General features: G+C 68.2%; 25 protein-coding genes, 1 tRNA gene and 1 pseudogene. 15 read left to right on the top strand and 12 right to left on the bottom strand.

Going from position 1 to position 26,267, the window contains the following annotated elements; translation table 11 throughout:
• Both E6J58_07125 and E6J58_07130 read left to right on the top strand, forming a co-directional pair.
• The coding region (locus E6J58_07125; protein ID TMB39195.1) for a hypothetical protein at positions 1–721 on the top strand (721 nt) is incomplete at its 5' end.
• Positions 721–873: pseudogene (locus tag E6J58_07130) on the top strand (site-specific integrase). The gene E6J58_07125 and the pseudogene E6J58_07130, both read left to right, overlap by 1 nt.
• Positions 874–1,033: 160 nt before the next feature.
• On the opposite strand, the gene E6J58_07135 reads toward E6J58_07130, so the two are convergent.
• The 8 genes from E6J58_07135 to E6J58_07170 form a co-directional block, all read right to left on the bottom strand.
• Positions 1,034–1,110 (bottom strand) — tRNA-Arg (locus tag E6J58_07135).
• On the bottom strand, positions 1,101–2,480 hold the full coding sequence (locus E6J58_07140; GenBank protein ID TMB39196.1) for a hypothetical protein: 1,380 nt from the start codon (positions 2,478–2,480) through the stop codon (positions 1,101–1,103). Before E6J58_07140 ends, E6J58_07135 begins: the two co-directional genes overlap by 10 nt.
• Positions 2,477–2,941: an EVE domain-containing protein gene (locus tag E6J58_07145; protein TMB39371.1), complete on the bottom strand. Its 465-nt coding sequence runs from the start codon at positions 2,939–2,941 to the stop codon at positions 2,477–2,479. Before E6J58_07145 ends, E6J58_07140 begins: the two co-directional genes overlap by 4 nt.
• On the bottom strand, positions 2,941–3,843 hold the full coding sequence (locus E6J58_07150) for a hypothetical protein (protein TMB39197.1): 903 nt from the start codon (positions 3,841–3,843) through the stop codon (positions 2,941–2,943). The genes E6J58_07145 and E6J58_07150 overlap by 1 nt, the downstream gene beginning before the upstream one ends.
• 10 nt (positions 3,844–3,853) lie before the next feature.
• A complete protein-coding gene (locus tag E6J58_07155; protein TMB39198.1) occupies positions 3,854–5,311 on the bottom strand; it encodes a DUF1501 domain-containing protein in 1,458 nt (485 codons plus the stop codon).
• A complete protein-coding gene (locus E6J58_07160) occupies positions 5,070–6,722 on the bottom strand; it encodes a DUF1800 domain-containing protein (protein ID TMB39199.1) in 1,653 nt (550 codons plus the stop codon). The genes E6J58_07155 and E6J58_07160 overlap by 242 nt, the downstream gene beginning before the upstream one ends.
• Positions 6,719–8,260, bottom strand: coding sequence for a murein biosynthesis integral membrane protein MurJ (gene murJ / locus E6J58_07165; GenBank protein TMB39372.1), 1,542 nt, complete (start codon positions 8,258–8,260; stop codon positions 6,719–6,721). Before murJ ends, E6J58_07160 begins: the two co-directional genes overlap by 4 nt.
• Positions 8,261–8,372: 112 nt before the next feature.
• Positions 8,373–10,691 carry a hypothetical protein gene (locus E6J58_07170; protein TMB39200.1) on the bottom strand — a complete coding sequence of 773 codons (2,319 nt, stop codon included), beginning with the start codon at positions 10,689–10,691 and terminating at the stop codon, positions 8,373–8,375.
• A gap of 181 nt (positions 10,692–10,872) precedes the next feature.
• On the opposite strand from E6J58_07170, the gene E6J58_07175 reads away from it, so the two are divergent.
• From E6J58_07175 to E6J58_07185, 3 genes are read left to right on the top strand one after another with little or no spacing between them, the layout of a single operon-like run.
• Positions 10,873–11,568 carry a TetR/AcrR family transcriptional regulator gene (locus tag E6J58_07175; protein TMB39201.1) on the top strand — a complete coding sequence of 232 codons (696 nt, stop codon included), beginning with the start codon at positions 10,873–10,875 and terminating at the stop codon, positions 11,566–11,568.
• Positions 11,569–11,574: 6 nt separating this feature from the next.
• Complete coding sequence (locus tag E6J58_07180) at positions 11,575–11,835, top strand: hypothetical protein (protein ID TMB39202.1); 261 nt, start codon at positions 11,575–11,577, stop codon at positions 11,833–11,835.
• A 4-nt stretch (positions 11,836–11,839) separates the two neighbouring features.
• Positions 11,840–13,228: a TolC family protein gene (locus tag E6J58_07185; protein TMB39203.1), complete on the top strand. Its 1,389-nt coding sequence runs from the start codon at positions 11,840–11,842 to the stop codon at positions 13,226–13,228.
• Between the two features lie 5 nt (positions 13,229–13,233).
• Here the strand turns inward: E6J58_07185 and E6J58_07190 are convergent, their stop codons facing one another.
• Complete coding sequence (locus tag E6J58_07190; protein ID TMB39204.1) at positions 13,234–13,833, bottom strand: hypothetical protein; 600 nt, start codon at positions 13,831–13,833, stop codon at positions 13,234–13,236.
• A 71-nt stretch (positions 13,834–13,904) separates the two neighbouring features.
• Here E6J58_07190 and E6J58_07195 point away from each other — a divergent pair, with 71 nt between their 5' ends.
• The 7 genes from E6J58_07195 (at position 13,905) to E6J58_07225 (ending at position 20,623) form a co-directional block, all read left to right on the top strand.
• The gene (locus tag E6J58_07195; GenBank protein ID TMB39205.1) at positions 13,905–15,236 is read left to right on the top strand and encodes an MFS transporter; all 1,332 of its coding nucleotides are present in this window, start codon (positions 13,905–13,907) and stop codon (positions 15,234–15,236) included.
• The gene (locus E6J58_07200) at positions 15,233–15,622 is read left to right on the top strand and encodes a nuclear transport factor 2 family protein (GenBank protein ID TMB39206.1); all 390 of its coding nucleotides are present in this window, start codon (positions 15,233–15,235) and stop codon (positions 15,620–15,622) included. The genes E6J58_07195 and E6J58_07200 overlap by 4 nt, the downstream gene beginning before the upstream one ends.
• A 5-nt stretch (positions 15,623–15,627) precedes the next feature.
• Positions 15,628–16,599 (top strand): zinc-dependent alcohol dehydrogenase family protein, encoded by a 972-nt coding sequence (locus E6J58_07205; protein TMB39207.1) that lies wholly within the window; start codon positions 15,628–15,630, stop codon positions 16,597–16,599.
• A 75-nt stretch (positions 16,600–16,674) separates the two neighbouring features.
• Entirely contained in the window at positions 16,675–16,893 is a 219-nt protein-coding gene (locus E6J58_07210; GenBank protein TMB39208.1) for a hypothetical protein, read from the top strand.
• A gap of 100 nt (positions 16,894–16,993) precedes the next feature.
• Positions 16,994–17,890 (top strand): hypothetical protein, encoded by an 897-nt coding sequence (locus tag E6J58_07215; GenBank protein ID TMB39209.1) that lies wholly within the window; start codon positions 16,994–16,996, stop codon positions 17,888–17,890.
• Positions 17,874–19,187: a hypothetical protein gene (locus tag E6J58_07220; protein TMB39210.1), complete on the top strand. Its 1,314-nt coding sequence runs from the start codon at positions 17,874–17,876 to the stop codon at positions 19,185–19,187. Before E6J58_07215 ends, E6J58_07220 begins: the two co-directional genes overlap by 17 nt.
• A 95-nt stretch (positions 19,188–19,282) precedes the next feature.
• On the top strand, positions 19,283–20,623 hold the full coding sequence (locus tag E6J58_07225; GenBank protein ID TMB39211.1) for a phosphoenolpyruvate kinase: 1,341 nt from the start codon (positions 19,283–19,285) through the stop codon (positions 20,621–20,623).
• Here E6J58_07225 and E6J58_07230 read toward each other — a convergent pair.
• Entirely contained in the window at positions 20,611–21,204 is a 594-nt protein-coding gene (locus E6J58_07230) for a hypothetical protein (GenBank protein ID TMB39212.1), read from the bottom strand. The genes E6J58_07225 and E6J58_07230 overlap by 13 nt on opposite strands.
• Before the next feature lie 9 nt (positions 21,205–21,213).
• On the bottom strand, positions 21,214–21,753 hold the full coding sequence (locus E6J58_07235) for an NUDIX hydrolase (protein TMB39213.1): 540 nt from the start codon (positions 21,751–21,753) through the stop codon (positions 21,214–21,216).
• Here E6J58_07235 and E6J58_07240 point away from each other — a divergent pair.
• Positions 21,752–22,375, top strand: a complete 624-nt coding sequence (locus tag E6J58_07240) for a hypothetical protein (protein TMB39214.1) — start codon at positions 21,752–21,754, stop codon at positions 22,373–22,375. The two genes, E6J58_07235 and E6J58_07240, sit on opposite strands and share 2 nt — an antisense overlap.
• Here E6J58_07240 and E6J58_07245 read toward each other — a convergent pair.
• Positions 22,372–23,679 carry a 5'-deoxyadenosine deaminase gene (locus E6J58_07245; protein TMB39215.1) on the bottom strand — a complete coding sequence of 436 codons (1,308 nt, stop codon included), beginning with the start codon at positions 23,677–23,679 and terminating at the stop codon, positions 22,372–22,374. The two genes, E6J58_07240 and E6J58_07245, sit on opposite strands and share 4 nt — an antisense overlap.
• 85 nt (positions 23,680–23,764) lie before the next feature.
• Between E6J58_07245 and E6J58_07250 the strand changes: the two genes are divergently transcribed.
• Both E6J58_07250 and E6J58_07255 read left to right on the top strand, forming a co-directional pair.
• Entirely contained in the window at positions 23,765–24,460 is a 696-nt protein-coding gene (locus E6J58_07250; protein ID TMB39216.1) for a rhomboid family intramembrane serine protease, read from the top strand.
• 45 nt (positions 24,461–24,505) lie between these two features.
• Entirely contained in the window at positions 24,506–26,266 is a 1,761-nt protein-coding gene (locus E6J58_07255) for a fatty acyl-AMP ligase (protein TMB39217.1), read from the top strand.
• Position 26,267 lies beyond the last annotated feature (1 nt).

Genomic DNA, 26,267 nt, shown 5'->3' on the forward strand with positions numbered 1-26,267 from the left:
CGAGACGCACCTCGCTGACAACGAGTTGGTCCACCTGCCGCTGCGTTCGGTCACTGCCGCCAGGATCGAATCCTATCTGCAGGGCAAGGCGGCCGACCTCGCTCCCGCCTCACTCAATCAGCTCCGCGGCATGATCCGCACCGCCTGGAATGCCGGTCGCCGAGCTGGCTTCTGCGCGGGGGCAAACCCCGTCGCGGACGTCAAGCTCCGCCGCGTCCCCAAGCGTAAGCCGACGTTCCTCGAGGCGCACGAGGTGGCGCCCGTACTCGAGCAGATCGCCGAGCGCTGGCGGCCCTTCTTCGCGACGGCCATCTACACCGGCCTGCGCAAGGGCGAGCTGATCGGGCTGCGCAAGAGCGATATCGACCTGCACCGTCTGCTGCTCACGGTGCGCAGCAGCTACGACCGGACCACCAAGGGCGCGCACGAGGAAGCGATCCCCATCGCAGCTGAACTCGTGCCTTACCTCGAGCGTGCTCTCGACCAGTCGCGCAGTGAGCTCGTCTTTCCCGGACCCGATGGAAAGATGCTCAGCGAGCACACTCCGGTCGGCGACATGCTTCGTCGCGCGCTCTGGGGCGTGCTGGAATCGTCACGGGATGGCGCCACGTCTGCCGCTGGTGCAAGCGCGAGGAACACCACGCCGACGATGCGCAGCGCTTCTGCACCACCTGCGTGCGCCAGGAGCGGCCCGGGTTTCCCAAGCGCGGCCGCAAGCTGATGGCCATTCCCATCCCACGCCGCGTGCGCTTCCATGACTTGCGCCACACCACCGCGAGCTTGCTGCTCGCCGCCGGCGCCGACCTGTACGCCGTCGCACGCATCCTGCGGCATACCGATCCGAAGCTGACCTTCGACGTCTACGCGCACCTCGTCCCTGGCTACCTGGCTGGGGCGATCGGCCGCCTGCAGCTCGGTCTTCCGCCGCCCGCGCCGACAAATTTTGGTGCACCCGTGGTGCACAGGTCGCGAAAGGCGGCCGAAGCGGTGATCGACGCACCGACAAATCGCCCGGGTTTCCGCGATCGCAGAGTGGCGGGCGCTACTGGATTCGAACCAGTGGCCTTCGGCTTCGGAGACCGACGCTCTATCCAACTGAGCTAAGCGCCCGCAGGCGGCGGTGTGTACCCCGCCGGGACGGCAGTGGCAAGACTGAATGGCGCTGCTGCGGTGCGCCCGGAAGGCGACGCCGCCGCGAGGGCGAGAAGTGCCGAGCACAGCCACCAATAGTTGCAGAACGACTGCTTGTTCCAGATCAGCACCCCCGCCCATGCGGCGGCGGCGGCAGCGCACGCCAGCGGCAGCTCGAGACGCCGGCGGGCGCAGAAGGCGAGCACCGCCGCTCCGAGCACGACGCCTGCGAGCGCAATGGCCTGCACCGAAGGACCCGCGAGCCGGACGCCCAAGGCCGTCAGCGAGAGCGAGTCCGCCCGGAAACCCTGGACGAAATGGAAGCGCACCAGCCCACGCCAGAAGCCCGCGGGATCGGGAAGGGCAAACGGCACGAGCAACGCGAGCAGCACGGCTGCCGCCACCCAGAGACTGCGCCGGCGCGGCATTGCGAACGCGAGCGGGACGACGAGGAAGAGCGAATACTGCTTGCTCGCCACCAGCAGTCCCAGCGCCGCGCCGACGAGCGCCCAGTGCGCGCCGCGGGCAATCGCGTACACCGTGAGCGCGAAGCAGAACAGCACCAGCGGCTCCGTCCACGCCTGCTCGAGCACGAACATCGTGCGCGGCTGGAAGAGCACCAGCGCCGCGGCCAGCTCGCCGGTGTTCCCCGGAGCGGCGCGCGCGATGAGCCACGCCGCCGCCACCGTCAAGGCGAGGAGCGCATAGCGGACGTCGCCGAAGGCGGCGAACGCCGGCACTCCCGCGAGCAGCGTCAAGGGCGGATAGGGAAAGGCGGCCACGCGCTGTCCCTGCAGCAGCTCCGGAGCGTACGGCGCCAGCGCATTCGGACCATAGATGTCCGGATACGACGCGGAGTACGGATTCGCGCCGTGCAGCAGCGCGTCCGCCCCGCCCTGCTGGAAGACCCAGACGTCGATCCACGGCCGCGGGCTCGCGCGGAGCACCACGATGCCCAGCAACAAGAAACAGAGAAGCAGAAGCAGGAAGCGCGCGCGGACCAGCGACGCGCGCAGATGGATGCACAAGTACGCCGAGAGGACCACCAACGAGATCAGCGCGAACCAGCGAAAGCCGCCCTGGAACGCTCGCGGATCCGCGTAGTAGGTCGGCGTCGTGAAGAGATGGCAGGCAAGCCCCGCCGCACACCCCGCGCCGAGCACCGCTTGCGCCGCGACCGGGTTCTCCAAAGCCGCGCTGCGCTTGCGCCAGACCACGCCGATGAGCGCCGCGATCGTCGCCAGCGTCACCAGCGCCAGCGCGCGCTCGTCGTACGTTCCGCTGGAGATCTGTAACGCCAGTGCGACGGCGAGCGCCGCCAGCGCAAACAGCGCCGCGGGACCCGTCACTTCTCTCCCATCCGGACGATGAGCGCGAACTCCTTCTCGCCGACCGGCTGGACCGAGAGACGCTGCCCTCGCTGCACCAACGGCATGTTCGAGAGCGCCTTCGTCTCGCGGATCTCCTGCAGAGTGATCGGGTGCGCCAGCTTGTGCACCGCCTTCACGTCGACCTGGAACCAGCGCGGCGCTCCCGGCACGCTCTCCGGGTCGTAGTGATCGTTCTGGGGATCGAACTGCGTCGGGTCCGGATATCCCTCGCGCGCGACTTCCGCGACGCCCACCACGGCCGGCGGGTCAGCGCTGGAATGATAGATGAGGACCCCGTCGCCCTTCTTCATCCCGTCGCGAAGAAAATTGCGCGCCTGGTAATTGCGGACGCCGTCCCAGCCGCTGGTGCGGTTCGGGGCGCGCATCAGGTCGTCGAACGAGAAGACGTCGGGCTCCGTCTTCAGCAGCCAGTGCGCCATCACCTGGCCCTGGCTCGCCCCTGCGGCGCCGGCCCGAACTTCCATCCCTCCTCATGCTGCCACTGCAGCTCGTCGTCGACGGAGAAGGCTAGGTACCAGGGCTTGATCGGCAGCACGTTGTAGCGCCCGTCGATGAACAGCGAAGGCGTGCTCTCGACGCCCGCGGCGAGCCCCTCGCGGCGATTCTTCTCGACCTGATCGTCGAATTTCCCGGCGTACACCTGCTTCAACATCTCGTCCCCGTCGAGGCCGACCTCCTTCGCGTACGCCTTCAGATTTTCGTCCTCGAGCTGCTCCTGATGCGCGAACAGCGTCGCGTTCAGCGGCCAGAACTTCCCCTTGGAACGCGCATACTCGGCGCACGCCGCGGCGATGCGCGCCCGCGGGTGGGAAGTGAATGGGAAATACTTCGCGCAGAGCCGGGCCTTCCCCTTGCGCGCCTTCTCGACCAGCTCCTCGAGCGGGGTTACCGCCAGGGCGCAGTGCGGGCACTGGTAGTCGCTGAACTCCACGAGCGTGACGGGCCCTTTGCCGTCGACGGGACAGGCGGCGGCGTTCAGACGAACGCGCCGGCCGGGATCGAACGAGGCGTAATACTGCTCGACCAACTGCACGATCGGCGTCGCCGGATGGCCTTCGCTCGCGAGCTGCTTGACCAGCGCCGCCATCCGCACGGCGTGCGGATCCGTCTGACCAGCCGCGAGGCACTTGGCGAGCGTGTCCTGACAGCCTGCGTAGTTGAACACCTCAGTGGCGACGTCGAGGAAAACGCCGCGCTGCGCGTGTGTGAGATCGGCGAGATCGGCGCGCGGAACGATGTTGCGGGCCTGCTCCGCGGTCACCGGATTCGACTGCGCCATCGCCGCGGACGCCGCAAGCGACAGCAAGACGAAGAAGCGCATGGGCACGCGTTTATACCAGACCGGGGAGTGGCGCACCGTCGAATCCGGGGAACACGCGCCGCACGTCGCGAACGCCGAGCTGGGCCTTTGCCGCCGCGGCGAGCAAGCTGCGCAAGTCCGTGGTCACCGCCAGGTCGCGGCCCTCGTATAGCCGGTTCTCTTGAAGGCCGGGCCAGATGCCGTGAATTCTCCCTCCGCGGACGCCGCCGCCGAGCACGAACGCGATGCTGGCGTGCCCGTGATCCGTGCCGTTGGCGCCGTTCTGCCGCACGGTGCGGCCGAATTCCGTCGCGGCGATCAGCATCACGTCCGAGGCGCGGCGGCCCAGATCGCGCTGGAAGGCAGCCAGCGATTCCGCGAGCCGGCGCAAGCCGCTCTCCAGGCGGGCCGGCTGCGCGGCATGCGTGTCCCAGCCGCCCGCGTCGAGGCAGCCGATCCGCAGCCCGACGTCCGCCTTGATCAGTCGGGCGAGCTGCCGGAGCGGCTGCGAGAGAGGGGCTTTCGGGTAGTCGGGCGCCGGACCCTCGAGTCCGCCTTCCAACTTCCCCTCGAGGAGCTGCAGCGCGGCGAACGCCTCCTTTCCGGAAGCAGCCACCGGCTCGTCGGAGTGCAAGCCGTACATCGCGTCGAATGCGGCCTGCGCCTCGATGCGACCCTTCTTTCCCGCCGGCGCTCCCGCCAGCGCGTGCAGACGGAGCTGGTCGAGCGAGGAGAACGCGAGAGCGCCGCGCGCACCCTGCAGGGACCGCGGCAGGCGCTGAGAGACCGCGACGGCCTCCACCAGCGACGGATTCCGGATCTCTGCGAGCGAACGCGCGAGCCAGCCGTCCGGCGTCCCTTTCACACCCGGGGTGCCCAGCTCGAGGAAGTCCTGCGCGTCGAAGTGCGATCGCGTCGGATCCGGCGAGCCGATCGCGTGGACGATGGCGAGGGAACCGTCGCGCCAGAAGGGCAGCAGCGACTCCATCGAACGATGAAGCGCGAATCCCGGAACCCCGAGATCCGCCATGTCCTCACGGCGCGCGAGCTGCGGGCGCAGCGCGTACAGCCTCGGCTCGTCCACCGGAGGCACTGCGTGCAGCCCGTCGAGGGCGCCGCGGAGAAAGAGGAACACGAGGACCTTGCTGCCGCCGGTCTCCTGCGCGAGGGCGCGACGAGTCCAGACCGGCAGAAACGAGCCTGCCGCGACCAGGGCGCCGTGCTTGAGGAGGAATCGCCGGTTCACCTCATCTCCTCTGCAGCTCGGGAGCGCCGAGCAGCAGTCCCACGGCGCGCGCGGGCACCAGATCGGGCGGAGCGGGAGATCGGCGCAGCTCCTCGAGGATGTAGGCGCGCGTCTTCTCCGAAAGCTCCGTTGCGCCGAGCCGCGCTGCGACCTTCTGCACCGTCTCTTCCGCGGTGGCGGCCTGCAGTGGCGCCAGATCGAGACGCGTGCCAGGCACCTTTCCGTTCGCGAGTTGAAGACCAAAGTCGATGCGGGCGAGGAGCGCTCCGGAGGTGAGCCAGGTCTGGGCCCGGTCGGGATAGCCGGTCGGGGCCTGCGCCGCATAGAGCGGCTCGCCGATGCGCGCCACCACCTTCGCGAGGGCCTGCGGATCGTCCACTGCCGCATCGAGAGCGCGCAGTGACGCGGCCACCAATTCCAGCGGCGAGCGAACCTTCGCGCGAAGCGCCGTGCGGCTCCAGAACTCGGGCGATTCGAACAGGGTGCGCAACATCGAGCGGATGTCGCCGGCGGTGCGCAGATACGTGACCGCGACGCGATCGACGAGCGCGTCCGGCGGTTCGTCGCTCACGAACCTGCGGGCCAGCTTCTGGGCGATGAATCGCGCCGTCGCGGGATGGGCGGCGAGGACGTGCAGCACCTGCTTCGCATCCTCTTCGCCCCGACCCGGTGGAATGAGTAGCCCGAGCACCACCTTGCTGCCGAAATCGTGCACCGCGGGCCGGAAGACGAAATGCGGATTCGTCCTCGGCTCCGCGACGGTCCACCCGGTAAAGCAGCGGGCGACCTCGACCACGTCCTCTTGCGTGTACCCGCCGTCGACGCCGAGCGTGTGCAGCTCGAGGAGCTCGCGGGCATAGTTCTCGTTGATTCCGCGGTTCTGCTTCGCGCCCGGACGGGGGACCGCCGAGCGCCAGTTGTCGAGGTAGATCAGCATGGCCGGGCTATGCGCCGTGGCCTCGAGCAGCTCGGGGAAGCTTCCCAGCGCGTGCGCGCGGATGACGTTCTGCTCGTAGTCGGGAAGGAGCGCCGCCTCCTCGTGCTTCCCGGCGAAGACGTTGAAGTGATTGAACCAGAAGTCGGTCATCACCTCCTTGAGCTGCCGCCGCGAGAACACCGCGCGCATCAGCTTGGCCTGCGCGAGCTGGGAGATCGCGTCCCTCTTCAGCGATCCATTGCGCATCGGTTCCTGCGGCTCGCCACCGTCGGGAGGAGGAGGCGCGTCTTCGACCATCGCGGCTCGCTTGCGCATCTGGCGCTGCTCCACGAGCTTCTGCACCAGTGCGTCGGGACCTTCCCGGAGCAGGTCGAATCGCTGAAGCTTCTGCTCGAGCAGAGCGTCGTCGAGGCGCTCCGGGTGCAGCTGCTCCTCGACGAAGGCGGCAATCCCCACGCTCTGCGCACGCAGCCGATCTTCCGGCCGCGCACCGAACGTAGTGCGCGAGAGGATGTGCTCGATCATCTCCGGGGCAGTCAGCGGCGGCGCACCCGGGGCGGCTGCCTCTTGCGCCGCCGCTTCCGGCGCCTCCGCGGCGAGCGCAGGTGTGAGGTCCTTGCGCGCCGCATGCGAGCAAGCCAGCACCAAGGCGCAGAGCAAGGCGGGACGCGCCATCGACATCCCAGACACGACGGACGTCTGGGTGGTGAAATTCAAAGCCGCAGCATCCGGCGCGCACGCTCCAGCGCGCGGGAAGCCTCGTCGACCTTGAGGGCGAGCGCGACGCCCAGGTACGTCGCGCCGAAGATCGCGAGCACCACGACAGCCCGAATCACCGGATGCACGGGAGGGAGGGCAATCTTCACCAACAGGCCGGCCGCGGTCGCTGCGGCAGCCGAAGCCCAGAGGCGGGGGAGCAGGCCCTTCGGCAGATGGCAGGGCCCGATGCGTGCGCCAATCCCGCGGCGGAGGAGCGCAAACTCGATCCAACCGGCAACGCCTGCGCTGCCCGTCAGGCCAAGCGCGCCATAGCGCAGGTCGATGTGCAGGAGCCGCGGCACCCAGAGGCCGAAGAAGACGCCCAGCGCCGCGGTGAGCACCACTCGCAGCGTCGCGTAGCGCAGAGGCGTTCGGGTATCCCGCAGCGCGTAGAAGGCGCTCGAATAGAGCCGCGCCATCGTGGCCGCGAGCAACCCGACGGTGCTGCCGATGAGGAACAACCAGACGTACTGCGTGTCGCGGGCGCGAAAGTTGCCCGTCTCGAAGAGGGCAGCGCAGATGACGTCGCCGAGGGCAAGGAACGCGGCCACCGTCGGCACCACCGGAAACGCGATGGTCCGCAGCCCTGCCTCCGTCTGCGCATGCAACTTCTCGCGCACGTCCGCATCCGCCGACATCGACGGCAGCGCGGCGGCGCTCACCGCCATGCCGAACAGCGAGACCGGCAGCAGGTAGACCGTCTGCGCGTAGCCGAAGGCCGCCACGGTCCCGGTCTGCATGAAGCTGGCGATCAGCATGTCGACGTACGCGGAGAGCTGGACGACTCCGCGTCCGGCGACGACGGGAAAGAAGTTGCGCGTCACCTCCGCCACGTCGGCATCGCCACGACCCAGCGAGAGACGCGCGCTCTTCCCCAGCAGCCGGACGACGGAGGGCAACTGCACGAGAAGCTGTAACGCCCCTCCCGCGACCGCGCCCCACGCGGCCCAGACCGCGATGCGCGACTGATCGCCCGGCGGCCCTGCGTGGGCGCCGAGGATCAGCGCCGCGACGATGGCCGCGCTCCAGACTACGGGCGCCGCGTAGCTGAGGAAGAACCGCCCGTGGCTGTTCAGGACGCCGATGCAGAAGGCGGAGAGGACCAGCAGCGAGATCCCGGGAAAGAAGATCCGGACCAGGACGATGGCGAGGCCGCGCGTGTCTCCGCTGAAGCCAGGAGCGATCACGTCGAGCAGCCAGGGAGTGGCCGCGATACCGATCAGTGCCAAGGCGCCGGTCAGAAGCGACAGCAATCCGGCGACGGCGCCAGCCACCCGACGCGCTTTCCCCTCTTCGCCACGCGCGCGGAGCGCGGCGTACACGGGAATGAAGCTGGCGGAGAGCACGCCTTCGCCGAGCAGGTTCTGCAGGAAGTTCGGGATCCGCAGCGCAGCGGTGTAGGCGTCGGCGGCGGGCGACGTCGCGAGGTAGTACCCGAGCACGCGCTGCCGGATCAGCCCTGCGATCCTGCTGAGCAGGATTCCGGCGGCGACCAGCAGCGCCGCGCCGCCGCTCCGCGGCTTCTGAGGAGCCGGAGCTGCGGGCGTCGCGGCGACTTCGCTCACGCCGCGCAGGATACCGGTCAGCTCCCGCGCAGCGCGAGAAAATCTACCCGAGCGGCGAGCACTTCACCGGGTTGGTCGTCGTGATCGTGTTGTTCTCGGGATGGCAGTCGCCGATGACTTCCTTCTCGTCGACGATGGCCTTTACCCGGACGGCCTGGGTCTGCGGCGGCGCGGGCCAGGGAACGCTCACCGTCTCCGAATCGCCCGGCTTCAGCGTCTTCGTCGTCAGGCCCTGTCCGATGTGCGCCGTCTGGCCGTTGTCGAGGATGGCGTAGAAGTCGACGGTGACGCCCGGCTTCGAAACCAGCGCACCCCCGTTGTAGACGATGGCGCTCGCCTTCCCCGAGCCGCCGTTGGCGCAGGTCGACATGTCCACGTCCACCGCGCAGACGGAGAGGTCGGGCGAGCTGAACTGCCCCTGCCCCTGCACGTTCTGCCGGTAGCTGTTCGACTCTCCCGGCGACCAGGAGTTGGTCTCCGGGAACGGCAACGTTCCATCCAGGTTCACGTTCGTCACGTGGTAGGTGTGCTGGTTCCAGACGCTGCGCGTGTTCACCCACTTGTCGCTGGGAGATCTCAGCGCTTTCAGCCCGACGTAGCGCCTGTAGTTCGTGTTCGGCCAGACGGGGCCGCACTGCTCGCAGATGTTGTTGTTGGGCACGAGGATCTTCGCGCGCCCGGTGCCGTCGATGTCCGCGACGATCGGCATCTCATACTCGGTGCACGATACGTTCGGCTCCTTGATCAACTCCTGCCCGGACTTTCCATCGAACACATGGAAGAAGCACTGGTCGGAGTAGACCACCGTCGGCATTCCCTTTCCCTCGAAGTCGAAGACCGAGCTGCCGGTATTGGCGGAGCAGTCGAATGTCTTCGAGCTCCAGATCCAGCCGACGCCGGGCTTCCAGACCGAGTACGCGCTCTGGGAAGCCACGCCGACTTCCGGCATGCCGTCGCCGTCGAAGTCCGCGATGGTCGGCGCTCCTCCGGGGTTGTAGTCGCTCCCGTTGCAATCGGCGAAACCCTTGGTGGGCAGCGGAATGGGATTGAGGAGCAGGCCGCCGGTCCAGTCGTGGATCCGCAAAAATCCGCGGCTGACGACCACCACCTGCGGATGCGGATCGTCCGGCTTCAGCCCCATTACCGAGCCGTACTTCGAGAAGTTCGCGACGGCCGGAAATCCTTCCGGGCAAAGCGAGCCGGATCCGCCGGCGCAGGGAAGGCCACGCGGCATCTTCACGCCCTCGCCGAACATCGGCTTGCAGGTGTAGCCCGTGGCCGAGGCTGGGTCCTTGACGAGCTTGAGGGCCTGGTTGCCGGTCACCACCTCCGGAATTCCGTCGAGATCGAGGTCCGCCACCGCGCTGAGCGTGCCGTCCCCGTTGCCGCCGACCGAGCCGCCGGCGTTCGTCTGCGGGCACAGTGTCTCGCCGGTCGCGCCATCGAACACGCCATTGCCGACCACGACCTGCGCAGGGCCCGTGGGCCCGAGCAGCCGTGCGATCACCGGAGCTCCCCACCAGATTTGTGCCTTGCGAGTCACCCAGAGGAAGCGGCCGTCGCTGCCGAAGGCAATCAGACCGCCATGCTGATGGGCGTTCTTCGGATTCGGTACACGCGGCGGCTCGTCGTAGGGATCCCAACCGCCGGTGATGAAACAGACCTCTCCGGTTCCCATGCAATCGCCGGCTGCGATTCCGGAGTTGCCGTTGACGGAGAACTCCATGTGGGTCCACATGTCGAAGGGAGCAGACCACAAGGGCGATCCGTCCGAGCCGCGCACGGCGCGCATCACGCCCTGCACCTCGAACATCTCGCCGCCTTTCGTTCCCGGTGAAGTACCCGAGAAGGTGTTGAACACCACCGCGGGCTCGCTGTCCTTGGGGTGCAGCCGCATCACGACGGGCGTGCTGATCACTTGGTGGTGAGCCGGGTACTCGACGTTCAGTGGGATATCCATCGGCGAAGGCGCCTCGGGTCCCAGCGGCGTGGAAAACGGCCACCACCAGGCGTGCTCCGGCGGCTCGAACGAGCCGTGCGGAATGAAGATGCACGCAGGATCCGGCTGCTTGCACTGCGCGGATGCCGGGAGGCACTGGCCATTGCTGCAGAAATAGTCCGAGGGGCAGCTCACCTTCGCGCACGCCGTCGGCACCGTCACCGGCTGCGCTGCGTGGCACGTCCCGTCGGCCTGGCAGACGCCGTCGCCGCAGTCGGCGTCGCGCTCGCACCTGCCCGTGCCGCCGGCCGCGACACTGCAATCCTCGCTCTGGGGGTCGCACGCCTGCGACGCGGCGTTCCTGTCCACGCACGCCGCAAGCAGGCCGACCAAAACGACGATCGCGAGCTTCCCCGACCCCATCCCGCACCTCCCCCAGGCTCAGCGGCAAGTTGGGGCCCAAGCTGCCGGGAGGCAACCGGGCGTGCGTCCGTCAGGAAACACTCCCGATTTCGCTCGTCTATGACCAACGGGTCAGAAACCCTTTGACCGTTTCTGACTTGGTGTTTAGAAACCGGCACGGTTTCTGGTCAAAGGACCAAGCATGGCCCGCCCCGCCGACCCCAACGCCAAGGAAGCGCTCGTCGCTGCCGCTCGCGCGGAGTTCGCCCGGCGAGGGTTGGTGGGCGCCCGGATCGAGGACATCACTGCGGCGTGCAACCTTTCGAAGGGGGCGTTCTACCTGCACTTCCAGTCCAAGGAGGCGCTGCTCGGCGAGCTCGTGGACGCGTTCCTCGAGTATCTCGGGGAGTGCGACGACCGCCGCGAGCGCGACATGGCGGACTTCTTCGCCGAGTTCGGCGCCATCACCCGCCGCGATCTGGAGGAGCGCTCCCCGCGCTACCGCAAGTTCCTCGAGATGGAGACGGCCGAGGATCAGCGGGTGCTCGAGCACATGTGGGCGTACCGCGATGTCGTCGGCGTGCTCCTGCGCGGCGCCCAAGGGACGAAGTTCGAGGGCGCAATCTGGGAGATCACCGACCGCGAAGTCGAGCGCATCAAGCAGAACTTCGACCGCTACCAGGACGAGCACGCCTGCCGCACCGACATCCCACCCGAGATCTTCGGCTCGTTGATCGTCGGCACCTACGTGCTGCTCGGCATGCGCATGAGCCGCATGACCGAGAAGCCGGACCTCGCCGAATGGGCCCGCAGCCTCCACACGCTGATCCGCGAAGGCAGCATCCCTGCCGAGGAAAAACCCGAATCCGCAGTGTCGCTGCAGGACGGTCCCTCGTGATCGAGCATGAGGATCTCGTTGCGCAAAGCCATCGCCGGGCACAAGCTGGTGCCCGGGTACAACGTGAAATACGACGGCCAGATCAAGACGCTGGACGAGCAGAACGATGCCTCCTCCGGGGCGCTGACGCTGCTCGTGGTTCCGGTCGCCGGGGTGGAGAAGCTGTCCTTCGTACGGCTCTTCAGGCGCAGTCGCCAGGAGAAGCCCGTGCTGGTTTCCGCAGGCGCCGAGGAAGAAGCGGCGCTGGCGCGCGTGGTGAACGGGTAAGCGCATGAACAGGACTTGCAAGGTGGCGCTGCTTCTGGCAGCGGGTGCGGTGGGGATTTCTCTCGCGGCGTCGGCTCAGAAACAACAGCCTGGAGCCATTGCTCCCCCGCCCCGGGCGGAGCTCGGTCCGCAGCGGCGGCGCATCTCGTTGCGTGAAGCGCTTCAACTCGCGGCGGAGCAGAGCCCGGATGTGGCGTCAGCGCGGGCGACGGCGGCCATCGCAGAAGCGAGCGTCCGCCGGGCGTGGACGGCATGGCAGCCGGACGTTACGGCGACAGGGACGTTCGATCATACGAACGGAATCTCCGTCGTCGATTTCCGTCCGCTCGTCACCGCGCTCGGGCATCCGGAGCTTGCGGCCGATCCTCGATTCGCTCCGACCACGATCGTTGCGCAGAACAGCCGCTACGCGACCTTGCAGCTCAACCAGCCACTCCTGACTCCACAAGGGCTGTTCTTGCCGGGAGTCGCAAACTCGTCGGCCGAAGCGGCCTTGCGCGGATTCGATGAGGCGCGCGAGCAGGTGTTGCTGAACGTCGCGCGCAACTACCTCGCCTTGCAAGGATTGGAGGGACTGCTGGAAGCAGCGCGGGAGGCGGAGAAGGTCGCCCTGCGTCGAGAGCAGGATGCGCGAGCGCGGATCGCCGCGGGCACCGACGTGGAGATCGCGTTGTTGCGCGCGCAGACGGAAACGGCGCGGGCGCGTGCGCAGATCGCGAACATCCAGGGTCAGAAAGACTCGACGCTACCGGTGCTCGAAGCGCTGGTCGGCGAGCCCATCGATCCGCTGCCCGCGCGCATCGAGGATTTCGGACCCAGCGGCGAGGAAGCTGCAAGCCCCTGGGAAAACGCGTACTCGGTGAAGAGCGCCATCGCCGCAGCCAACGCCGCCCAGAAATCGGTGCGACTCGCCCAGTTCCTGTGGCTGCCGACCGTCTCCGGCATTGCACGCGAGAACTACAACTCCAACGCCGGCTTCGCCGGAAAGGATTGGATCTACGACCTGATTCTGACCGTCAGCGTCCCGATCTACGACCGTGGCGTGCGATATGCGCAGCTGCATGAAGACCAGGCGCGCCTGGCTCGGGCACAGGCAGATCTGGCGACGGTTCGCGCGCGTGCGCGCTCCAACTGGATCGGCGCCCGGGCAAACCTGGTAGCCGCCGATGCCGTGCTGCGGCAGAGCGAATCGCAGTCGCAGCTGGCGACGCGGGCGCAGGCGCAGGTCGACGCGTCCTATCGCGCGGGCGTGGCTACGTCGCTGGACGTCTCGGTCGCCGACCAGGAGAAGTTCGCCGCCCAGAGCACGGCGGCGCAGGCGCGAGCGCAGCTGGAGATTCGCCGGGCGGAGCTGGCGGCGGCAGCGGGCAGGCTGTACGAGTCCTCGCGCTGACGCGCTCAGGACACCTTTGCGACGAGCCGTTCCAGCGCCGCGCGCCCGCCTTGCAGGAGAGGCGCACCGTCGCCGACGAGCAGCGAGTCGAACTCCAGTCTGGCCAGCGTGCGAAGCGACTCGATCAGCATGCGCTTGTCGTCGATGACCTTGTCGGGCAGCAAGGCGCATTCGCCAGGCGGATTTCCCACGCAGGCGTCGCCGACCAGCAGCACGCGCCCCTCCGGCCAATGGAGAGCGATCTCGCCCGGTGACTTCCCTTGGGCGTCGACGACGGCGAAAGGACCGACGCGATCTCCCGGGCGCAGATCGTCGTCGACGACGACTCCCCTCTCCCGGACGAACGGGGCGTCGGCGGGATGGATGGCGACGCGCGCTGCCGTCCGCTCCCGCACCCGCATGCAGGCGCGGAAGTGGTTGCGGTTGGTGAGCACGATCCGGGCGGCGCCTTCGCGGGCAATCTCCTCGAGCACGTCGTCGGTCATCTCGACCGGATCGATGCAGACGTTTCCCTGCGGATGCCGGACGAGCCAGCCGTTGAAGTCGTAGCCGTGGCGAGCGGAGAACCACGGCCAGTTGAGGATGCCGGGCAGGATCTCGCGCATGCCGCTCGCCTACACCCGGCGGGCGCCTTTGTGAAGCGCCGCACGCGCCTTCCGCTATAAGTCCGCGCTTCATGTTCGCCGTCTTCCGCCACCGCGCCTTTCGCTGGATCTGGATCGGCGCGCTCGTCAGCAACGTCGGGAACTGGATGGAGGCGGTCGCGCAGAGCTGGCTGGTGCAGCAACAGACCGGCTCGCCCTTCATGGTGGAGTTGCTGGCGGCGAGCGAGTTCGTGCCCCACGCCGTGCTGATGCTGGCGGCAGGATGGCTCGCCGATCACTACGATCGCCGCAAGCTCCTGCTCGCGGGCCAGTCGATGATGATGGTTCTCGGCGCCGTTCTTGCCGTTGCGGCACACCTCGGCTGGGCGACGCCGTGGGTCATCATCGCCATCTCCTTCGCCGAAGGCGCAGCCTGGGCCGGGGTCACGCCTTCCTGGCAGGCGTTGATTCCGGCGGTGGTCCCTCGGTCGGAGTTGCCTTCCGCCATTGCGCTGAACTCCGCCCAATTCAACACCGCGCGCCTGCTCGGGCCGATGATCGCCGGCGCCCTGCTCACCACCGTGAGCGCTGCGTTCGTGTTCGACCTGAACGTGGTCAGCTTCCTCGGCATCGTGGTGGTGCTGGCGCTCGTGCGCGTCCCGCGCGCCGAATTGGCCGCCGCGCACACTTCAGGAGGAGAGCTGAAGCAGTCGGGCGGCGTCATGCCCGCGCTGCGCTGGGCAATGCGCGAGCCGGGCCCGCGACGGATCATCCTCGGGGTCTTCGCCTTCGCGCTGCTCGCCGCGCCGGTCCAGGGCCTGCTTCCGGCGATAGCGGACCAGGTCCTCCACGTCGGCGCCCACGGGTACGGCGTCCTGCTGTCCTGCCTCGGCGCCGGAGCCGTCGTCGGCGCCCTGACGCTTGCGCGACTGCCGCGAACCTATCCCCGGCACCACCTGATTCCGCTCTCGATGCTCGCATTCGCGCTGTGTGCCCTGGTCTACGGCAGCTCCCGCTGGCCCCTGGTCTCTGGTGCGGCGCTGGCTGTCGGCGGAGTGTTCTGGGTGTGGTCGCTCGCGTCTTCCAGCACCGCGATGCAGCTGCTGGTCCCGGAGGGCCTGCGCGGACGCGCCATGAGCGTCCTCGCGCTGGCGACCACCGGACCGCTTCCCCTGGGGCACCTGCTCGGCGGAACCGTCGCGCACGCGTTCGGGATCCGCGCCGGCGTACTGTTGAGCTGTGGCGCTCTTGCCGCGTTCGCCGCGTGGGCCGCCTCTACGCGCGAGCCAGGAATCGACGCCATGCAGCTCGCGCCGCCGCCGCCTCGGGGATTCCGCGCCGCTCTGTGGGAAGCCTTGACTGCCGCATCGCACCGGGCGCAGGTGGCAGAGCCGCGCGCAGCGGAGCCGCTGGAGGAGTCATGACCGACGAGCAACGCGAGGTCTGGGAACTGGTCCGGCGGAGCAATCGCGCCTGGGTGGCCGGAGCGGCGCACGAGGTGGGCGAACTCTTCGACGAGAAGGCCGTCGTCGTCGCGCCCGGGTTGCAAGGACGGGTCGAAGGACGCGAGGCCGTGGTCCGCAGCTACGAGGAATACGTGCATCATGCGCACACGCATTCCTTCGAGGAGCTGGAGCACTCGATCGACGTGTTCGGAGATCTGGCCGTGGTCGCGTATCGGTTCGCGGTACGCTACGCGCTCAACGGCGAGGACGGGGAGCGCGACGAGATGGGCCAGGAGGTCCTCGTCATGCGTCGCGGCGCCGGCGGTTGGAAGGTCCTCTGGCGCACGCAGACGCCAGAGGAGTAGCTGCGATGCGAGCGATGGTGCTGATCGAGCCACGGCGTCCGCTCGAGCTCCGCGAGCTGCCGGATCCCGATCCACAGCCCGGCCAGGTCCTCCTCCGCGTGCGCGCCTGCGGCGTATGCCGGACGGATTTGCACGTCGCCGACGGTGAGCTCGCCGAGCCGAAGCTGCCGCTCGTACTCGGACACGAGATCGTCGGCATCGTCGAGAAAGGCGGCTCACGCTTCGCGAGAGGGACGCGGGTCGGCGTTCCCTGGTTGGGCTGGACCTGCGGCGTTTGCGAATACTGCCGCGCGGGGCGGGAGAATCTCTGCGACCAGGCGCGATTCACCGGGTACCAGATCGACGGCGGATACGCGGAGCTGACGGTCGCCGACGAGCGCTACTGCTTTCCGCTCCCCGATCGCTACTCGGACGCCGAAGTCGCGCCCCTTTTGTGCGCGGGGCTCATCGGAGCACGCTCCTTGCGGATGGCAGGCGACGCGCGGCGGCTGGGGCTGTATGGCTTTGGCGCCGCCGCGCACCTGGTGGCGCAGGTTGCGCGCGCCGAAGGTCGCGAGGTGTACGCGTTCACTTCGCCGGGCGACGCGGAGGCGCAACGATTCGCGGTCTCGCTCGGCGCCGTCTGGGCGGGATCGTCGCTGGAGATGCCCGCGGAACTGGACGCCGCGATCCTCTTTGCACCCGTCGGAGCTCTCGTTCCCCAGGCGCTGCGCGCCGTGCGGAAAGCGGGCGTGGTCGTCTGCGGCGGGATCCACATGAGCGACGTTCCCTCGTTCCCCTATCGCCTGCTCTGGGGGGAACGCGTCGTGCGCAGCGTCGCCAACCTCACCCGGCGCGACGCCGAGGAGTTCCTCGCAATTGCCGGGCGCCTGCCGCTGCGCACGCGCGTCGCCGCCCATCCGCTCACCGCGGCCAACGACGTGCTGGCCTCGTTGCGGGCCGGCGGCGTCGTCGGAGCAGCCGCCCTCGTTCCCTGACTGGCCATCCGCCACATACCCGATTGGCTTGACGCGACCGACGCGTCATGTGCTTGATCGCCGGGGGACTCTCTCGTGGCGGACAATCTCTACGCCCTGCTGCAGCAGGCGCGCCAGGTCGCCACGACGAGCGGCGCCAAGATCTTCGGCGTCGAGACCGCCATCGTCACCAACGTCAAGGACCCCGATACCCTCGGCCGCGTGAAGGTCTGCTTCCCGCGACTCCCTGGCAAGCCGGAGAGCGACTGGGTCCGCGTCGCCCAGCCTTCGGCCGGGCCCGATCGCGGCTTCTAGATCGTACGTCGCCGCGCATGAGCTGGGGCACGGCGATTCGCTGCCGGACGAGTACAACGAGCGCTGGAACGCGTTCTCCAACAGCGAGCTCAGCTTCCAGATGAACACGCCGGGGGACCCGTTCGAGACCGACGGCGTCAACTGGGACCCCGCGCAGGTCACCAGCCCCGACAGCGGGCTGATGAACGGCGTCCAGACCATGCGGAACCGGTACTTCTGGCATTCCGCCGAGTTCGCCCGCACCGCGAGCGGGATCCCGCTGCTGGTGAAGCTGGGCCTCAACTACACGAAGTTCGAGGTGCCGCCGCACGAGACCGTCGCGCCGGAGACGGCGACCACGGTGCCGCGGCGCAGCTACGTGTACTGGCCGATCCAGGACAAGGTCGACGACACGGCCGGGTCGCGGAGCCAGTACGACCTGCTCCTGTATGCGATGGGCGAGGACCGCTTCACCAAGCACCTCATCCCGAATGGCCCGTTCGAAGGGACGCTGGTCGTGGTGGTGAAGATGCTGTTCACCTTCGACGCCACCTTCGCGCCGAGCGTCGGCACCATCCTGCCGGCATTGCGCAACCGGATCCGCGCGGACCACGGCAGCAAGTTCTACGCCGTGGGCAAGGTCCGGGTCGGAACTCCGCAGGAGTGGGAGTTCAAGAAGTGCCTGATCCGCTTCTCGCCGCGCTTCATCGTCAGCAACGGCAACACCGGGAACGCGACCTACAACGGCCTGGTGACCCACGTAGGACCGCACTTCCGCATCAACGTGAACAACGCTGCGCCGGCGAACACGCGGTGGACCGCGGCAGCGCCGAACCGCAACCTGATCCTGGAAGCCGACGCTTCGAGCCCGAACGCGCAGAATGTGCTCCAGGGCGCGTTCAGCGATCGGTTCGCCGAGATGCTCGGCTTCGCCAACGCGGCCGCGGTGACGGCGGCCTCTCTCAACCCGTACGCGCAGAAGGTGATTACCACCGCGGCCGATGTCAAAACGTTCTGAGGCGCGCCTCGCGGCGATCCTGCTGTGCGTCGCCTGCGCGCTCGGGGCGGCGGAGAAGACGAGGAAGAGACCAGTGATCGACGTGACCCGACAGATCGCGCTTCTCCCGCCCAAGCCGGTCTCCCTCCCGGGAGTCCCCATCCGGCAGGTCGATGTGCGCCTGCCCTTGCCGAAAGCGTCGCCGGCGCCGGGCACCGCGTGCCCGCGTCTGTTCTGCAACGACGGGCTCACTTCGAGGCTGCCCGCCGCCGCCCCGAAGGACGGCTGGAAAATCCGTTGGCAGGCGCCCGTCATCCCCGAATTCACGCCGACCGCGGTCGTGCAGGACGGCGATCGCGTCCTCGCGTATGGCGGCGGCGCGTGGCGCCTCTTCGATCTCGACGGCAAGCCGCTGCAGGATGGACGCAACGGGTCCAGCGGCATGGTGCTCGACGCCGGACACGGGCTCTTCTACTTCGTCAATCCAGACGGCTTCCTCGCGGCGCATCGTCTCTCCGACGGGAATGCGGAATACAACCTCAACCCGGCGCCCGGAGACGCCTGGCCCTTCATCGCGCGACGCGGCAACCGGTTCATCGACGCCGCCGTCGATCTGCCGAAGCCATATCGGCCGGAGCCGCCCAATCGGGCTGTGTTGCAGCACCTCGACGTGGACGCGAAGATCGAAGTCGACGCCGTCAAGGTCGTCTCCAACCTCACCGCGCTGGCGACCCTGCAGCTGAAGACGAGCACGATGCTCGCGGCCATGCGCGGAGACGACGTGATCTTCGCCGCCCCGGGCAGGATCTTCCTCTCGTCGAGCGATCTGCAGCCGCGGGCAGCGCTCGACGGAGATTTCGCTCCGCGCTTGCTCAGCGTCGACGAGCTCGGCCGCATGCACCTCATCGTCGGAACCGGCGACAAGCTCTCGGTCTGGGTGGTGACGCCCGACGGAAGCCGGACGGTCTCGAGGCCGCTGAATACGGAATACGGCCCACCGATCGCGCCGCCGATCGTCGGCTACGATCACCGCATCCATCTCGTCGCCGCGGACGGGATCGTCACGCTCGATGCCTACGGCGGTCCGCTCTGGGAGCGCCGGCCGCAAGGCCGGGTCGCGGGCGCAGGCGCAGCTGCCGACGACCAGCTCATCGTCGCCGCGGGACGCGAGCTCCAGGCGTACGACGGCAAGGGGGAGCGGGAGATCCTCTTCCGCTCGGTCGCGGGAGCGCTCACCACTCCTCCTGCGATGAGCGCGAGCGGAGAGATCTTCGTGGCCACGGCCGAAGCGCTCTTCTGCCTGTCGCGCGCGAAATGAGCGCGCCGCCTGGCGAAATGCAACCTCCGTCGGTCTCGCGACACCCCCGCGACGAGCAGGATGCCGCAGCGCGGCGGAATTGATACACAACCCGGATGGCCCAGACCACCCTCTCCGATCGGATCCTGCGCGATCTCGGGGCGCGCCTGAAGGCGCAGCACGATGAATTCGCACGCCATTATCCAGGCGAATCCGGCACGCGCCAGCCGGTGCACACCGTGTACGGTGGCTCGCACCTGTTCAAAAGCGATACCACGAGGAAGCTCGGCGACCTCGCCCTCAAGGCCCTCGCGCAGTACGCGCCCAACGCCACCACCTTCGCGGAAGCGATCGGCATCGACCCGGCAGTCGGCGACACCGTCTACGCACGCGTGCAGGAGAAGCTGAAGCGCGAGGCCGTGGAAGACTTCCGCATCGACTTCGAGGACGGCTACGGCATCCGCGGCGACGCCGAGGAGGACGGGCACGCCGCCCAGGCCGCGCAGGAATGCGGGAGGGGGCTGAAGAACGGGACGCTCAGCCCGTTCGTCGGCATCCGCATCAAGTCGCTCAGCGGGGAGCTCGCGGGCAGGGCGCTGCGTACGCTGGACGTCTTTCTCACCGGGCTCGGCGGCGCGCTCCCGCCGAACTTTGTCGTCACCTTGCCGAAGATCACCGCTCCGGCCCAGGTGGCGACGCTGGTCGCCGCCTTCGAGGCGCTGGAACCGAAGCTCGGATGGAAGGCGGGCGCGCTCAAGGTCGAATGCATGGTGGAGACCACGCAGTCCATCCTCGATCACGACGGCACTTCGATGTTGCCGAAGTTCATCGACGCCGCGAAGGGCCGCATGACCGGCGCGCACTTCGGCACCTACGATTACACGGCCTCGTGCGACATCACCGCGGCGTACCAGTCGATGCGGCACCCGGCCTGCGACTTCGCCAAGCACATGATGAAAGTCGCGTACGCCGGAACGTCCGTCTTCCTTTCAGACGGCGCAACCACCACCATGCCCGTCGCTCCGCACAAAGGAGACGCGCTTGGCGAGGAGCAGAAGCGCGAGAACGCGCGCGCCGTCCACGCCGCGTGGCGACTGCACGCAGACGACGTCCGCCACTCGCTCGCCAACGGCTTCTACCAGGGCTGGGACCTGCACCCGGGGCAGCTCCCCAGCCGCTATGGCACCGTGTACGCCTTCTTCCTTCGCAGCCTCCCCGCCACGCTCGACCGGCTGCAGAACTTCATCAACAAGGCCGCGCAAGCGACGCTGCACGGCGATACCTTCGACGACGCGGCCACCGGCCAGGGACTGCTCAACTTCTTCCTCCGCGGCGTGAACTGCGGCGCGCTGACCGAGCAGGAGGCGCTTTCGACGGGCCTGACCATCGAGGAGTTCCGCGGCCGGTCGTTCCTGAAGATCCTCAACAACCGCAAGGCGAGCGCTCAGAAGGCGTAACCGAGGATCATCTTGAAGATCAGCGACTGGCTGGCGGAGGTCAGCCCCTCGCCGACCGCGGCGTTGACCTCCACGCCCTCGAGCGCCAGCAGGTCGATGGCCTCGAACAGGTAATGCTCTCCCTCCGCGAGGGAGCCGTAGTACTCGAGACCCGCCGCGATCGGCCCGAGCTTCAGTTTGGCCATCACTCCCGGCTCGAACGAGAGCGGAAACCCGACGTTGGGGTTGGCGGCGAAGAGGAAGCGGGCGTTCTCCCAGGCGAGGATGGGCCGGATCTCGCCGCCCCAGCCTTCGTTCGGGATCCGCGCAATTTCGCCATTGATGAAGAACTTGGTGCGCAGCTTCACCCCCTCATAGCGGCCGTCGGAGGTCTGGAAGTAGCCGCCCAGCTCCCAGAAGGGCAGGACGCCGAACGACGGTTCCAAGGTGACGTTCAGGGTCCCGCCGCGGGGCCGGTTGACGTGAACTTCGAGGCCGGCCTGGCCCTGGTCGTCGGCCCTTCCGTCGTAGACCTGGATCTCGAACGGATCGAACGCGAGCGCCGGCGCAGCGGCGAAGAGTGCGAGGAGCGCGGCCCGCATCTAGTCCGTTCAAGCCACGGTCGGGCCGAGTCCGCCCCGGGCCGCGAGCCAGTCGCGGACGGCCTGGCCGGTGCCGAGCGGCCACGGGCGCAGCTTGTCGGGAGGCACCGCCTTCACGCCGGCGATCTCGTCGCCCACGACGATCTCTCCGTGCCCGCGCACGTGGTACGCGAGGATGATCTGGTTCATCTCGAGGAACGGATAGGCGCCGATGAAGGAGACGATCTCGCCCTTCAGGCCCACCTCCTCCTTCACCTCGCGGAGGACGCCGTCCTCGGGCGACTCCCCTTTTTCCAGGAAGCCGGAAACCAGGCCGTACCATTTCTCCGGCCAGCCCTTGTTGCGGACCAAAAGGACCGTCTGCCCGTGCTCGACGAGGGCCGCCACCACCGGCGCGGGGTTGTCGTAGAAGACGTAATCGCAGGATTCGCTCGCGCAGACGAGTCGCGTGCGCTCATCCAGCTTGCGGGCGATGAGCGGACTGGCGCACGACGGGCAGAACTTCATCCGCGAAGGCACAGGGATTCCGTGCCAAACTGCCGACGCCATGTCAATCGCGCTCCTCAGCTTCGACGTTTTCGGGACCGTTCTGGACTGGCGGCGAGGACTGCGGCAGGCGCTTGGGGGACGCCTGTCGGACGCGCAGTTCGACCGCATCGTCGATCGGCAGGGTGCCCTCGAACAGGCCGATTTCCGGCCCTATACGGAGATCGTCGCGCAATCGCTGGTCGACGAGCTCGGGATCGGCGCTCAGGAGGCAGCGGCGATCGGCGCGGCAGCCGGGACGTGGCCGCTGTTTCCGGATGCCGCCCAGGCCCTCCGGCAGCTCCGATCCGTGGCGCCTTGCGCCGCGATCACCAACAGCGATCTCCGGCACCGGCCGCAGATCGAGGCACAGCTCGGATTCGGGCTTGACGGGTGGATCTGCGCCGAGGAGGTCCGGGCGTACAAGCCCGACCGGCGGATGTGGCAGACGGCTGCGGAGCGCATGGGCGTGAAGCCCCGGCGCGAGTGGTGGCACGTGTCCGCCTACGCCGACTACGATCATGAGACCGCGCGGTCGCTGGGGTTGTCCTGCGTGTTCGTCCGGCGCCCGCATTCCCGGCCGGGTGCTGCCGATCTGGCCGTGGCCGACCTCGCCGCGCTCGCCGATTCACTGCCCAGGAGTTAACTCACCGCGCTGAGGACGCGCCGGGCCTCCGAGGATGCTGCGGCGGCGAGCTTGCCGGCATCCAAGGTGAGCAGACGGCGATCGCGCACCAGCACCCTGCCGTCGACGAGCACGTCCGTGACGTCGCTCGCGCGCGCGCAATAGACGATGGTCGCATGCAGATCCGGCCCCGCCGGCTGGAAGTGCGCGGCGGAGAGGTCCAACACGGCGATGTCCGCCTTCTTCCCCACCTCGAGCGAGCCGATCTCCTCCGACAGACCCAGCGCTCGCGCGCCGCGCACCGTGGCCATCGCCAGCACCTCTGCCGGCGGCACAGCCGCGGCCCCAGCCGCCGGGAGATGGATGGTCGCCGCGAGGCGCATCTCGTGAAAGACGTCGAGCGTGTTGTTGCACGGCGCTCCATCGGCGCCGAGGGCCACGTTCACTCCGGCCGCCAGCAGCCGCGTCAGCGGCGCGTGACCGCTCGCCAGCTTCAGATTTGCGCCAGGGCAATGGGCCACCGACGTCGCCGTACGCGCAAGCGTCTGGATTTCGTCCAAAGTCACCTGGACGCAATGCGCGAGCACCGTCCGCGGCCCGCAGAGTCCCGCCTGCTCCAGATAGGAAACGTTCTCCGCTCCAGTCTGCTCGCGAACCAGCTCGACCTCGCGCCAACTCTCGCTCGCATGCGTGTGCACGAGCCAGTCCTCGCGCGTGCTCAGCTCGCAGACAGCGCGGAGCAGCGCCGGCGTGCAGGAGAGCGCAAATCGCGGGCAGAGCGCCCAGCGAATCCGGCCGCCCGCAGCGCCGTGCCATTTGCGTCCGAGGCTTTCCGCCTCGCGCAGGGCGCTCGCGCCGTTCTCGGGCAAAGGTCCGCTGCCGGCGTCCATCAGGCATTTCCCGCCCGTATACCGGACGCCGCTCTCCTCGGCCGCGCGGAGCACGGCTTCGGTGTGATGTACCGTCGCCATGTCGAGCACGGATGTCGTCCCCCCGAGGAGGAGCTCGGCGATCCCGAGGCGCGCGGAGAACGCGAGCGACCTCTCGTCGTGCGCGGCCTCGTACCGCAAGATCCGCTGCTCGAGCCAGTCCATCAGATCGAGGCCGTCGGCCTGGTTGCGAAACAGCGTCTGGCAGAGATGGACGTGCGCCTGGATCAGCCCCGGTAGTACCGCCTTTCCGGCGCAATCGATGATCCGGGTGCCACGCGGCGGCTTGACCCTGCCGATGCGTACGATCCTGACGCCGTCGACGAGGACGTCCGCGCGCCGCACCGTTCGCGCCGCGTCCATGGTGACGACGGTGCCGTCGCGGAGCAGGATCATCGGATCAGGGACAGGATCTGCTCCATGCGGCACGCTTACCACAGCCGAATGGGCACGGACGGCCGGCGTGCGTTATGGAAGTGCAGTGATCCCCATCCGTGACACCATCCGCTCCCGCACGGCTCCGGTGGTCACGGTCGCGTTGATCGTCGTGAACGTGATGGTGTTCCTGCACGAGATCGCTCTCGGCCCGTACATCGAGCGTTTCGTCTACGCCTATGGCTTGATCCCGCGGCGATTCGTGTACTGGCCGGGTGCGCCACTGGATCCGATGCGGTTCCTGCCGCTCTTCACCAGCATGTTCTGGCACGGCGGCTGGCTGCACCTGATCGGCAACATGCTCTACCTCTGGATCTTCGGCGACAACGTCGAGGATCGCCTCGGCCACCTGCGCTTTTTGCTCTTCTATGTCTTCGCCGGCGCCGCCGCGGGGCTCACGCATGTGGTGCTCGGTCCGACATCCGCGTTGCCGACCGTCGGAGCTTCGGGCGCGATTGCGGGCGTGCTCGGCGCTTATCTGGTCACGTTTCCGCGCTCGCGCGTGCTCACCTTCATACCCATCTTCTTCCTCCCCTGGTTCGTGGAGATTCCCGCGGTCGTCTATCTCGTCTTCTGGTTCCTGATGCAGCTGCTCCAGGGACTGGGATCGATCGGAGCGCCGGTGGAGACCGGCGGCGTGGCTGTCTGGGCGCACATCGGTGGCTTCGTTGCCGGCATCGTGCTGATCAAGCTCATGCAACCAACGCGCCGCCGGCCGCGTCAGCTCGGTGTCGAGCCGTGAAGTTCGCTTGACGACGCAGGCCGCTGCCGTTTACACGGGGCGCCCATGATCGGCGTCGTCCCTGCCCTGAACGCTTGCGAAGGCGAGCATTCGCGCGGTTTCACCTTCATAGGCGCCAGAGGTCCCGGCAAGGATCTCTTCGTTTCCTTTCATGATCTTCGCCTCGCCACCCAGCGGCGCGCCGCTCATTACGCGGCGGCCGGGATCGGGCGCGGCGACCGGGTAGCGCTGGTGGTACCCGAGGGAGAGCAGTTCATCCCCGCATTCCTCGGCGCGCTTTGGGGTGGATTGATCCCGGTACCGCTCTACCCGCCGGTCTCGCTCGGCAAGCTGGACGCGTTCATGGATGCCCTGGTGAGCATCCTCAACGTCGCGAAGCCCCGGATCCTGGTCACGACCGAGCGCGTCGCCAAGGTGCTGTGGTCGGCGGTCGGCCGGATCCCGAGCATCGAGAAGGTGCTGACGACCGCAGAGTTGGCGAAGGATGCCGGCGCGCTTCCAGCCGCTGCCGACGTGCGCGACGACGAGGTGGCCTTCCTCCAGTTCACGTCCGGCAGCACCGCGCTCCCCAAGGGAGTGATGGTGACGCACGGAAGCCTGGCAGCGAACTGCGCGGCCATCGTGCGTGACGGACTGTGCGCCGACGGCGCGCACGACGTCGCCGTGTCGTGGCTGCCGCTGTACCACGACATGGGGCTGATCGGGTTCGTCATCGCCCCCATCTGCTTCCGGATCCCGGCAGTGTTCATCGCGACGATGAGCTTCATCAAGAACGCCACCATCTGGCTGGAGACTTTGCACAAGTACCGGGGGACGCTGACGTTCGCGCCCAACTTCGCATACGCGCTGATCACCAAGCGGGCGAGGCCGGAGCAGATCGCGCGCTGGGACTTGTCGCGGATGCGCGTCTTTGGTTGCGGGGCGGAGCCGATCAATCCGGAGACGATGCGCGCCTTCGTCGCCGCCATGGCGCCCGCCGGGGTGAAGCCCGAAACGCTTCTCCCTTGTTATGGAATGGCCGAGGCGACGCTGGCCATCTCGTTTGTTCCCATCGAGGAGCCTCTCCAGACCGACCGCATCGACCTCGACCGGTATCACCGCGACCACAAGGCCGCGCCCGTCTCCGACAGCGCACCCTTTCTCGAAGTGGTGAACTGCGGTCGCACTTTTCCCGGCCACGAGCTTTCCGTCCAGGACGACGACGGCCGCATCCTCCCCGACCGCCACGTCGGCGAGGTGTGCCTCCGGGGCCCGAGCGTCACCGCCGGCTACTGGGAGAGTCCGGAAGCCACGAAGGCGACATTCCGCGGCGGGTGGCTGCGGACCGGCGATCTCGGCTATCTCGTCGCCGGCCGCGTTTTCGTCTCCGGCCGGATCAAGGACATCCTCATCGTCAACGGGCGCAACTACTACCCCCAGCGGATTGAATGGCTGGTGGACGAGATCCCCGGCGTGCGCAAGGGAAGCTCGGTGGTCTTCACCCGGCCCGGCTCCGCGTCCGAGGAGATCGTGGTGGCGGTCGAGTCGCGCACCGCCGATCCGGCGGCGCTCAGGGCGCAGATCGTCTCGCGCGTCGGCGAGGAGTTCCAGCTCGCCGTCTCCGACGTGGCGCTGGTCGCGCCCGGTGCCCTCCCGAAGACGTCCTCCGGCAAGCTGCAGCGGAGGAAGACGCGCGAGCAGTACCTGAACGGCACCATTGGACGCGTCGGCCGCGGAGGCAGCACGCGGATTGCGGTGGCCAGGCACCTCGCGCTGTCGCTGGTCGGGCGGGCGCGCCACGAAGTCAGGAAGCTCTTCGGAGGTTGAG

The organism is Deltaproteobacteria bacterium (assembly GCA_005879535.1).
In the GTDB taxonomy this organism is placed as follows: Bacteria; Myxococcota; Myxococcia; order Myxococcales; family 40CM-4-68-19; genus 40CM-4-68-19.

What these genes read in the sequence shown, in the direction of transcription:
- E6J58_07145 (TMB39371.1), bottom strand. Translation starts at nt 2,941, where the DNA reads ATGGCGCACTGGCTGCTGAAGACGGAGCCCGACGTCTTCTCGTTCGAC.
- E6J58_07150 (TMB39197.1), bottom strand. Translation starts at nt 3,843, where the DNA reads ATGCGCTTCTTCGTCTTGCTGTCGCTTGCGGCGTCCGCGGCGATGGCG.
- E6J58_07170 (TMB39200.1), bottom strand. Translation starts at nt 10,691, where the DNA reads ATGGGGTCGGGGAAGCTCGCGATCGTCGTTTTGGTCGGCCTGCTTGCG.
- E6J58_07175 (TMB39201.1), top strand. Translation starts at nt 10,873, where the DNA reads ATGGCCCGCCCCGCCGACCCCAACGCCAAGGAAGCGCTCGTCGCTGCC.
- E6J58_07180 (TMB39202.1), top strand. Translation starts at nt 11,575, where the DNA reads ATGAGGATCTCGTTGCGCAAAGCCATCGCCGGGCACAAGCTGGTGCCC.
- E6J58_07185 (TMB39203.1), top strand. Translation starts at nt 11,840, where the DNA reads ATGAACAGGACTTGCAAGGTGGCGCTGCTTCTGGCAGCGGGTGCGGTG.
- E6J58_07190 (TMB39204.1), bottom strand. Translation starts at nt 13,833, where the DNA reads ATGCGCGAGATCCTGCCCGGCATCCTCAACTGGCCGTGGTTCTCCGCT.
- E6J58_07195 (TMB39205.1), top strand. Translation starts at nt 13,905, where the DNA reads ATGTTCGCCGTCTTCCGCCACCGCGCCTTTCGCTGGATCTGGATCGGC.
- E6J58_07200 (TMB39206.1), top strand. Translation starts at nt 15,233, where the DNA reads ATGACCGACGAGCAACGCGAGGTCTGGGAACTGGTCCGGCGGAGCAAT.
- E6J58_07205 (TMB39207.1), top strand. Translation starts at nt 15,628, where the DNA reads ATGCGAGCGATGGTGCTGATCGAGCCACGGCGTCCGCTCGAGCTCCGC.
- E6J58_07215 (TMB39209.1), top strand. Translation starts at nt 16,994, where the DNA reads ATGAACACGCCGGGGGACCCGTTCGAGACCGACGGCGTCAACTGGGAC.
- E6J58_07220 (TMB39210.1), top strand. Translation starts at nt 17,874, where the DNA reads ATGTCAAAACGTTCTGAGGCGCGCCTCGCGGCGATCCTGCTGTGCGTC.
- E6J58_07225 (TMB39211.1), top strand. Translation starts at nt 19,283, where the DNA reads ATGGCCCAGACCACCCTCTCCGATCGGATCCTGCGCGATCTCGGGGCG.
- E6J58_07230 (TMB39212.1), bottom strand. Translation starts at nt 21,204, where the DNA reads ATGCGGGCCGCGCTCCTCGCACTCTTCGCCGCTGCGCCGGCGCTCGCG.
- E6J58_07240 (TMB39214.1), top strand. Translation starts at nt 21,752, where the DNA reads ATGTCAATCGCGCTCCTCAGCTTCGACGTTTTCGGGACCGTTCTGGAC.
- E6J58_07235 (TMB39213.1), bottom strand. Translation starts at nt 21,753, where the DNA reads ATGGCGTCGGCAGTTTGGCACGGAATCCCTGTGCCTTCGCGGATGAAG.
- E6J58_07245 (TMB39215.1), bottom strand. Translation starts at nt 23,679, where the DNA reads ATGATCCTGCTCCGCGACGGCACCGTCGTCACCATGGACGCGGCGCGA.
- E6J58_07255 (TMB39217.1), top strand. Translation starts at nt 24,506, where the DNA reads ATGATCGGCGTCGTCCCTGCCCTGAACGCTTGCGAAGGCGAGCATTCG.